This is a genomic window from Scytonema sp. UIC 10036 (genome assembly GCF_009725235.1).
In genome coordinates this window covers 17,676-27,712 of the sequence record NZ_WJFC01000177.1, presented here as the reverse complement: position 1 = coordinate 27,712, position 10,037 = coordinate 17,676, and the positions used below count along the sequence as shown (strand labels likewise).

Annotated in this window: 8 protein-coding genes and 1 pseudogene; 4 read left to right on the top strand and 5 right to left on the bottom strand. The window is 42.0% G+C overall.

The window, feature by feature from the left end:
* Nucleotides 1-503: 503 nt before the first annotated feature.
* From F7734_RS47210 to F7734_RS47195, 4 genes are all read right to left on the bottom strand, one after another.
* Nucleotides 504-1,076 carry a hypothetical protein gene (locus tag F7734_RS47210; RefSeq protein WP_207714376.1) on the bottom strand — a complete coding sequence of 191 codons (573 nt, stop codon included), beginning with the start codon at nt 1,074-1,076 and terminating at the stop codon, nt 504-506.
* Nucleotides 1,060-1,383, bottom strand: a complete 324-nt coding sequence (locus tag F7734_RS47205; protein WP_155751230.1) for a hypothetical protein — start codon at nt 1,381-1,383, stop codon at nt 1,060-1,062. Before F7734_RS47205 ends, F7734_RS47210 begins: the two co-directional genes overlap by 17 nt.
* 9 nt (nt 1,384-1,392) lie before the next feature.
* Complete coding sequence (locus F7734_RS47200; protein WP_155751229.1) at nt 1,393-1,827, bottom strand: hypothetical protein; 435 nt, start codon at nt 1,825-1,827, stop codon at nt 1,393-1,395.
* Between the two features lie 153 nt (nt 1,828-1,980).
* On the bottom strand, nt 1,981-2,712 hold the full coding sequence (locus F7734_RS47195) for a hypothetical protein (protein ID WP_155751228.1): 732 nt from the start codon (nt 2,710-2,712) through the stop codon (nt 1,981-1,983).
* A 195-nt stretch (nt 2,713-2,907) separates the two neighbouring features.
* On the opposite strand from F7734_RS47195, the gene F7734_RS47190 reads away from it, so the two are divergent.
* The 3 genes from F7734_RS47190 (at nt 2,908) to F7734_RS47180 (ending at nt 4,357) form a co-directional block, all read left to right on the top strand.
* On the top strand, nt 2,908-3,528 hold the full coding sequence (locus F7734_RS47190) for a CRISPR-associated protein (RefSeq protein WP_243147458.1): 621 nt from the start codon (nt 2,908-2,910) through the stop codon (nt 3,526-3,528).
* A gap of 197 nt (nt 3,529-3,725) precedes the next feature.
* Complete coding sequence (locus F7734_RS47185) at nt 3,726-3,959, top strand: hypothetical protein (protein WP_155751227.1); 234 nt, start codon at nt 3,726-3,728, stop codon at nt 3,957-3,959.
* Nucleotides 3,956-4,357 carry a type II toxin-antitoxin system VapC family toxin gene (locus F7734_RS47180; protein WP_166482597.1) on the top strand — a complete coding sequence of 134 codons (402 nt, stop codon included), beginning with the start codon at nt 3,956-3,958 and terminating at the stop codon, nt 4,355-4,357. The genes F7734_RS47185 and F7734_RS47180 overlap by 4 nt, the downstream gene beginning before the upstream one ends.
* A gap of 139 nt (nt 4,358-4,496) precedes the next feature.
* Here F7734_RS47180 and F7734_RS47175 read toward each other — a convergent pair.
* A pseudogene (locus F7734_RS47175) lies at nt 4,497-7,916 on the bottom strand (alpha-mannosidase).
* On the opposite strand from F7734_RS47175, the gene F7734_RS47170 reads away from it, so the two are divergent.
* Entirely contained in the window at nt 7,910-9,769 is a 1,860-nt protein-coding gene (locus F7734_RS47170) for a hypothetical protein (RefSeq protein WP_155751226.1), read from the top strand. The pseudogene F7734_RS47175 and the gene F7734_RS47170 sit on opposite strands and share 7 nt — an antisense overlap.
* Nucleotides 9,770-10,037 lie beyond the last annotated feature (268 nt).

Below are 10,037 nucleotides of genomic sequence, written 5' to 3'. Positions count from 1 at the left end.
ATGTTTGAAAAGTCATGATTGATGTATCAAATATTTTTTACCCCACCCTAACCCTCCCCTTAGAAAGGGGAGGGAACCGAATTTTTCTTATTTCCCCCCTTAACAAGGGGGGATTAAGGGGGGTAATAATGCCGTTGCTAACCACTTTTCAAACAACCTCTTAGTCATTAGAAAGCCCTCCATATTTTGGAGAGCTTTTTTGTTTTTTACCAATCCGAATTGACTCAATCGGTAGGAAGTACCGGAGTGCATCTTACGCTAAATGGAACCGTAGGAACGTTTCCAGCTAATCCGAATTGACCCAATCGGTGGGGGGAGTTCGTCTAGCAGCCCTTACCCAGTAAGGGTTTCAGACGCCAAATCGACGCATCTAGAAAAAGTATAGTACATTCTCCCAAAAATTGCTCACAACACATAGCTCAAACCCTCTCTCTACAAGGTATCGACGCATCTCAACGGAAAATATAGGGTTTCAGCGATTTAAGGAGATGCGTCGATGAAGATTATCCCAGACGATCGCCCATATCTTTATTATGTTCTTCTCTCCATACGCGAAATGCTTCTTGATAACTAGCAGTAGCTCGATGAATTCGTTGCTCGCATTGCTCGTGCAAGCTATTGTATTTATCTGCAATCATTTGAATATCTTTGTGATATCTCTCTGTTTTCGTGTGAATTTCTTGCTCTCTCCACTGTTGAATTCTTTCCCTTACTAAATGTTCCGGTCCTATTTTCGGTACAACTGATTCTGGTGGCTCGATAGTTTGTATTTCTTGTACTTCCCGATCGTATTGCTGTTCGATCTGATGAATATGTTCGTCTCTTTCGTTAACTAGTTCTTGTTGGCGAGAGAGAAAAAAATTGATTTCACACTGACAGTCAACCATATAAAAGTTTTTCAAATGGCTGTGAGGGTCATTATCAGAAATCCATTGCAGGCGACAATCAATAAACTGTTCTCGATAGTCTTGCTCGTCGGTAATTAAAGTAACCATTTGTACAGCCTCATCATTCATTTTAGCTGAGTTGAATCGTTCTGGAGACAAATTATCTTGGTCTTCATTGAACATGGTCACAATATTCCTCCACTAACTTATCATATACTTCGGGAAGTTCGACTTTCTCGGCATGATAATTAGCAATAGCCCACAGTAGAACTACAGGAAAGGATGCTACAATTGCAGCAATAAAAACACCTACAGATGCTAACATTGAATAAGCCACTGCTGCTTCAATGATGCTCAATCCTATGCTGATGACTAAGGCTTCTTTTTCTGGTTTGCTAGTGTGATAACCCTCCAAGTCATCAAGCATCTGTAGTTGAGTTTTGGTATAAGTCTCTTGAAGGCTATCTTCTGGTAATTCAAATTCTTCTAAGTACATAATTTTCTTTTATTTCTTCTGCTCAGCAATCGCTTTACGAGTATTTTGAGTTTGATTTTTCAGCTTGATTCCTGTAAGCACTTTAGTCGCATTTGCGTGAGCGTAAAAGCTAGCTAAACCACCACCTAATAAACCTGCAGAAATTGCAATTGGTCCTCTTCCTGATTGTTTAGCAAGCAGTTGCGGAGCTACAGAAAATGTTAAAGAACCTGCTAGAACTACGATAAATTGGGTGATTTGACGCCGATCGCGTCCCAAACGATGAGAGCGAATGCTGTCATATTTAGAAATTTGCGATCGCGCTAAATTCAACTTGGCATATTTTTCAATTGCAGCTTTCATATCAGCGCGATCGCGATCGGGTATCCTTTGAAAAATTTTCAGAGGGAGTCTCAGCCAAGCTTCCAGTCTAGCTTTGCGTTTGGGTGACATATCCGGTAACATATTTTTCTCCTTTTATTTTTAGCGTTAATATAGCAGTCCGTGTAGAAGTTACAAACACCTCTTCCTTGTCCTCCTTGTCTACCTTGTCTACCTTGTCTACCTTGTTTGAATATCAAATAGGATTGCTATATTCAGCAAGCCACTAGAAAAAGACTACTTCCTGGCTATTTCAAACAGATCTTCAACACAAGTCTGACTATCAGCGTAGGTACAAATTTGAGTATTTTTTACCTGCATCAAGTACTGACTCAATTGGTTTTCTAAATTAACAGATGAACCGATAATGGCTACTGCACCCCCCTTTTGTACGATGCGCTCAATCTTTGATTTAATCAAACTAAAACTCTGTGGTTTTTGGTTCACTAGCTCTGCTGAATTAATCGCTACAATTGCTGCTACAGGTTGAGTGTTACCCAAGCTTTGCTGGTGCTGAATCTCCGTTTCCATCCGTGAAAGTGCATCTAGTAAAGAAGTTCCAGGAATTTTACCAACTCCAGCAGGAAGAACCATCACCTGCTGACATTGCTTTTGTAAAAGTAAGCGATCGCGTTCCGCAAATTTCTGATTGCTCAATATCGTTGCTACATCTGCAAACTTCCCTTGAATGCGGATATCACCTTCCACCAAAGACTCACTGTATTGACGACAAAGCGCTTTTAAGGAGTCTTGAAAAGGTTGATTTGACTGAGAAACGTCTACCATCAACACGCCAACCACTCGATGAGTGAACCCATCAAGCAATAAAGGAACACCAATTAGCAACAAACCAGCCAAACCACACAGCCAGACAAACGGTGATTTCCACAAAGGGACTTCTGGATGCATTTCTTCAAAAGACTTGCTATGATTTATTACCGATAGCTTGCGACGCTTTGAGTAACGCATAAGTATCTCCGAAGTATTCAGTTTTCAAAGTTCTGAATTCATCAACACTTGCATCGTATCGTAAGCGTGGATATTGCTTTTTCCATCTTTTTTCGATTGTAAATTTTTCAGAAAATCTCTCCGGATAAATGCTGACTGTTTAAGTATTTTATTATAGTCTGACCCACAATACCACTACTGCCATATTAAAAGGCTATGCGAAATAATATTGCTCAAACAGCCAAAATATTTTTTAACCCAGAAACCTTAATTCCTTTCTTTATTGGCAGCATTTTTCTATCCGTTTTAGGTAATGCTGTCACCCAAATATTATCTAATGTTGTTGGTACTTCCACACCAGCCGCCTTAAAGATTATTGTGGGATCTGTATTGATTTTGCTCTTCTCGGTATTAGGGGTAGCTAGATCGTTAACCTTCAGGCGATCGCCCCAAATTGATTTAGACAAATTGCCTCCTGTAAAGCACAAGGGACTCATGTTGTTAGTTAGCCGGGAAGAACCTTGTCGAAAAGCAATAGAATATCATCTCCCACAATTAGAGCGTTGTTGGTTAATTTGTTCTTCCCAAACCCTTGATTTAGCAAAAAAGTTAAAACAAGATTTTCCCAATCTAACGATTCCAGAACCAGTAATTATCAACGATATCTACGATCCTCTAGAGTTCTATCAAGAAGTCAGAAAAATCTACAAATATCTGCCCCAGGAATGGATGGTAGAGGATGTGATTGCAGATTTTACAGGAATGACAGCCCAGGGTAGTGTAGGAATGGTAATCGCTTCTTTATATGAACAAAGTTCATTACAATACACCAGCTGAGTCAAAAGATGGAAAGCCTACAGGACGTTCTCTAAACCCAATTGAAATTACATTCGCTACAAGCAAAAAACACGGAGGAGACAAGATAGTTGCAACATGAGACATAATTCCCGATCGCTCCTTTATAATAAGCGAACGGACAATTTAGAATGAAAGCATGATGCACTCATCCATCGTATTCTTAAGGATAAACAGCTATGCAAAGTATTAAATTGTGTTCTCATGTGGGGATTGACGGAGTACTGCATCTTGACATTCCAACAGGAATGAGCGATCGCGATATTGAAGTGACCGTAACAATTCAACCGCTAACACCCACTAAAAAAGGTTGGATGCCTGGTTTCTTTGAAGAAGTCATTGGCGGTTGGGTGGGAGAACCTTTAGAACGACCCGACCAGGGAGATTATGAAACAAGGGAGACGCTGGAGTGAGCTATCTTTTGGATACCAATGTTTGCATTCGTCTGTTGAACAATACCAGTCCTGCGGTGAGTGCGCGGCTCGCTGACAAAGAACCGGAAGATATTTATCTATCTACTGTAACGCAGATGGAACTATATTATGGTACATATCGCAGCGCACAAGTAGAACGCAATCTTGCAGTATTGGAACGGTTTTTTAGCCAGTTTGCTGTTTTACCGTTAGACCCTAAATCAGCAAGGGTGGCTGGGAGAATTCGTGCCGAGTTAGCGGCATTGGGAAAGCCAATTGGTCCTTATGATTCACAAATTGCTGCGATCGCCATTGTGAATAATTTAATATTGGTAACGCACAATACTGGTGAATTTAGTCGGGTGAATGGGTTGCAGATTGAGGATTGGGAGGAATAGAGTTGAGTACCTACCAGTAATGTTTCCCCATCAGCTTTAGTACTAGGGCTTTTTTACTGGTGGGTATATTATTACTAGGGCTATTTTCAATTTTTCGTATTTTTACGCAAAACCTACGCAGTATTGGATGGTGAGCTTTCTATGCATCTTCATCTGAAAACGGTATCCTAAAGCTGATGATTTTCCAGGGTTTTACAGTGCGATCGCTTAGCTCGTTAGGATTCAAGGAACGTTCCAATAAGTCTACTGGCTCACCCAAGCTCAATCCCAAGTCACTTTGCAATTCTAACTCTGCTGTTTTACCATGACATTCATAGCACCTGAGAATCCACTGTTCTGGGTCATCTTCTGACTGCTTAAAAGCCATCAAGATTAAATTGTCATCTGATAAGTTCAACAAACTACCACTTAGTGGTAAAGAACCTTGACTATTTTGCTGTTGTGGGTTCAGTACCAGCACTTGCAAGGGAATATTTAATTCATACCCCCGTCGTACTGTATGCGCTGTTTCCCAACTATCAGCATGAGGATATAAAGCATAGGTAAATTCATGATAACCTCGATCTGCTTCCGGATTGGGCCAATTAGGACTGCGTAGCAAGGTTAAGCGGAGTTGGTTAGGTTGACTGTCATAACCGTACTTACAATCATTCAGCAAACTCACACCATACGGATTTTGGATTTTGGATTTTGGATTTTGGATTGAGGATTGAGGATTTTGGATTTTGGATTTTGGATTGAGGATTGAGGATTGAGGATTGAGGATTGGGGATTTCCGTTAAGTCAGCCCAACGTAAGGCGGGGACTTCCCATTTTGCTTTTTCTGCTGGGGTGGTAGGTTTGGTTGTCCGACGAATAGCCCCACAAGGAATCTCGTATGTTGCAAAATCTGCTTCCAAGTTTAGCGGAAAAGCCACCTTTACCAAGACTTGATTTTCTTGCCAGTGTACTTTGTTAGCTATCTTAAGAACAGCAGACTCTTTTTCTAAAATGTAATCTTGAGAAAAAGTTGATTGACCTATTCTTCGCACCACTCGCACGCGGGTTCGCAACGTACCCCGTTCTAAATGATGAACGCTTAATAATTCTGCAGGTGGTAAAGGATGCTGAGCATAATTTGGGTCAATATTCCAAGCATCCCAGTACTGACCGCTATCTTGGAATGCTTGGAGTTGATTTCCCAATCCACTAAGAACTTCACGGTGATTGGTTTTATCAAAAACACCGGACAAATCGCCCGTTTCAGGGTCAATTGTCACTCGCAAACACTCATTTTCTAAAACAAACTCTTCAAATGGTTTAAGTGACTGCAAAGTAGGCTTACACGGACATAACCAGAAGACACGATAACCACAAGCAGGTATCTCACTGGCAAAAAACGAGACTGAGTTTACTGCTATTTCATCACCACTCGGTTCGCGTCTAAATCCAATAAAACGGCTCTGAGACTCAACCTCATGCCCATCCAAATTATATATTGCCCAATCCTGGTTTTGCCCATCATCCTCTTCTGGAAACTCAATCTCAACAACCTGCGATCGCACCCAATTAAGAGAATTAAAAATAACCACTGGTTGTGCTTCCGGCTGTGGAGGAGTGGGTAGAGAGATTTGGGATGCGATCGCATTCACAGACTGCTGCAATATCTTACCACCCACTCGTTCTACTTCTTGCCAAGTTGGTAATGCATCCACATAAACTTCATGAATCGAAGAACCGGGCAAAATATCGTGAAATTGATTAAACAAAACATTTTTCCACGCCAATTCTAACTCATTCTTCGGATAACTCACGCCACAACTCAAAGTTGCCCAAGCCGCAAAAAGTTCTGCTTGATAAAGTAACCCCTCACAATGACGGTTCCAACGTTTTTGGTCGCCGTGAGTTGTATAGGCAACCCCGAATGGATCCAAATACAGTTGTCCTCCCAGGTGGGGATAGAGGAGATGGGGTAGACAAGGGAGAGGGGGTAGACAGGGAGAGGGGGTAGACAAGGAGAGGGGGTAGACAAGGAAGAAAATTTCTACCATGTCCCCCTGGTCCCCCTAGTCCCCTGGTCCCCTTGTCCTCTTGTCCTTTGCTTTGATGGACTGCAAATAACTTTCAGCAGGAGTACAAATTCAACATTAGGAAATACTGAAGACTTTTGCCAGCGACGAGCAGTCTCCAACATATCACGAGTAGGACCGCCCCCATGATCCCCCACACCGGGAAGCCACAGAGATTCAACTAACCCCGTTTGAGACCACCACTCACAAGCATAAGACACCATCTTCACCGGATCGATCCCTTCACCAATCAACGCAGACATATAGCTAAAAACTTCACTCCCATCAGGAGACTTCCACCAAAAAGCACCATGCTCAAACCGAGTGGTATCATTCCATCGCAACTTCTGAGTCACAAAATACTCAACACCCCCATTCACCAAAAACTGAGGCAAAGTTGCACAAAAACCAAAACTATCAGGAACCCACACCACACTAGAAAACTTACCAAACTTCTCCAACACATAACGTTGACCATAGAGAAGCTGACGAACAATAGACTCACCCGCAATCAAATTCAATTCCGGTTCAACCCAAAAACCACCAACCACATCCCAACGCCCATCAGCCACCGCCCGTTGAATAGCACCAAACAAATCCGGACGATGTTCCTCAATCCAAGCATAAAGAGCCGGAGTAGAATGACAAAAAATCAACTCAGGAAAATCCTCCTGTAACCCCAAAACCGATTCAAAAGTCCTCTGAGCAACTTCCCAAGTATCACCCACACGCCACAACCATGCTAAATCCAAATGAGCATGACCCAACAAGAAGATTTTAGATTTTGGATTTTGGATTTTGGATTTTAGAAGTTGTTGACGAACAACAGACAACAACTCCTCAAACTCCCTCCTCCTCTCTTCCTCAGCGCCCTCAGCGCCTCTGCGGTTCAATCCCTTCCAATCCATCCCCTCAACAAAAACCCTCAAAGCATCCAACCTATCAGGCGCAAAACACTCCAAACAACGCTCCACAACAGCCAACTCATCAGCCACAAAACCAGGTTCCACCGAATCATCATTAGACTCATAAACCAATTGTGACCTCACCAAAGCACCATCACAATGACCCGGACTCACCAAACGTAACGCCACAGTCAATTCCTCCCCCGGCGTTACACCCCCACTCAAAAGCACCCTAGGAAAAGAATCAAACAAATCCCCCTCAACCATCAACTGTCCATTCACATAAACCTTAGCAGAATCAGCCCACCAAACAAGCGCCAGCCGCAAAGACAAACCCTCCAAGGGATAACCCTGTAAATCCTGAGGAATTATTAATTTTTGTAAAAGCCATAAAACCTTTTGACCACCAGCCCAAGCAATTTGTCCTTTTGCATTCAACTCAGCTAACTTCCAAGAAGATAAATCCGATGCACTCACCTCCGATGCACTCAGATCGCCTTCACAGCATCGCCAGGAAGACAGAATATTCACCTGACTCCAAGAGCGCAGTTTTGCGATCGCATCAGTTATTGAATTAGTATCGGCTTGAGATACGGGAGATGTCATATTTCGCTAATATGAGAGAACTCACAAACATCAACAATCTTCCGTCTATTGTTTTGTGGGAGTCGGGCTACTCACAATTCTCTCAACAAAAATTAACTACCATGCCTTCTGCTTCTTCTGGTCGTTATCAAAGTAGGCTGTTTAACTTCTTCCACCAACAATCCCAGCGTTGGGGCGAACAGTTCGAGCGCACTATACGGCAGATACAAGTCACTGCCAGTTGGTCAATAGAGGGTCTCCTTCATTCAGTATATATGCTCATCCAAACAGCTATCGAGTCATCTAGCAGACAGCTAAACGCAGGTGAGCAAAAACGGAGTTTGCAGTTACAAGGTGATGCAACTGATTCACAACAGCCGTCACCTCAATCTGCTGATAATGCTGTTGCACGAGTTTTAGAAGTTGTACCGACTCTGAAAATAAACGATAACAAGACGCAGGAATCTAAAGATAGGGACAAGCATTTCTTCCAATCTCGCTATATCCCGATTTTCCACCACCCCCATCCCTTTGTTCTTCATTCGCCGACTCCCCAATCCCCAAGCACCAGTTCCCAGTACCCCATCGCCAATCCCCAACACATCCGGGGAGTTGCTTCAAATTTGGCAACCCGCAATTTAGTGCTTGTCACTGCTAATAATGAAATTTTCGACATTTTGACACTTCAGCAGCAGAAAAAATTGCAAAACAGGATTCATGAGGAGTTGAGAACTCGTGAATTACAGCAGGTGCAACTTATAGAACCAGCATTGGATGAGACACAAATAGTATCAGAGATAGAACGCTTGTTAAATAAGCTAGTTTCAGGTCAGAAAGAAAATGAACCTGCATTACCTCAAGATGCGATCGCAGAAGACAAAAATACACTGAAAAACTTGCCAATTCCACTGCCAGGACTAGCAATGCTAGACCAAACTATTGCCAAGTTAGAAGCCAATACTTTAGTTTCAATATCTCGTACTAGTTCGGAATTGCTGCAAGCCGCTCAAAGTCAGTTCAACATATTTTTCTATGGAAAAAAGCAGCAAATTACCAGCCAAGAAAAAGTCTTAGCAACTGAAGTTGACAAAAATCAAACATCAGATGTATTGTCCTTAATTTGGGAAGCCATTCATTACTTTTTTGGAGAAGATACTACCAAACAATTAGAGCAAAACCCTTCATCAAAGAGTGGCGATCGCAAAGCATTACCCGTGAATCATAAAATTCACAGACAACTTAAATTCTCAGGACAGTCTATTGCATCTAAAGCTTTACCTGAAACATCTCAATTCCAAGATGATGAAACAGTAGATCCTTGGCTGACAATGGATGACTTATTTAATAATTCATCAAAGGTTAGTGAAGTTAATGGAGACCCAAATTTAAGAGAATCTTTCTCAAACACAAATTTCACTCTTCCTGAAACTTTATTCTATCCGGGAAATATCTTGCATTACTTCCAGAGCAAAACCTCAAAGCTGAAGGAAATATTAGGTTCCGTAAATCGGCAAAAATCCACTTCTGATTTACCACAAACAGCTAAAAAACGTAGGCATCAAAAAAGTAGTCGAAAATTGAGAATAGGGACAAATAGCTCTTCGTCCTCTCAAAAGTCAAGCATGGCTAATTCTCAATCCCAAATCACAGAATTTGACAGTCAAAAGATGAAAGGGGAAGCCACCAAATCCTACCCCCAAACTGAGACTGTTGAGGCAAAGCCTGATTGGATAGAAACTAATGCCAGAACAATTGGTTATGTAAAACACCCTCTAGAATTCATACTCGAATGTTTAGACCGTGCCATACTTTGGTTGGAACGGATTCTTGTCAACATTTTTCTGTTTTTTAAAGGGCTTTTACGAGGGAAGTAAGAAGACAGGCGGTGGAGAACAGCTACAGTTCCTCACACCGTCGAGTCAAACTATTGTCTTTTCCCCCACCCTCGTTCCCAGGTAGAACCTGGGAACGAGGTGAAGGTGCTATCCTGAAAGGTTAAAATGCCGAAAGCCCGATCTGTAATGACCGGGCTTGTAATAATAAATAGTTGGGCTAGATGCCCTCGGCTCGTTATAGGCTTAGACATAAGTGATTACTCTGATAATATCTACCACTGCCCATTCAGTAGTTCCGGAAAATTCT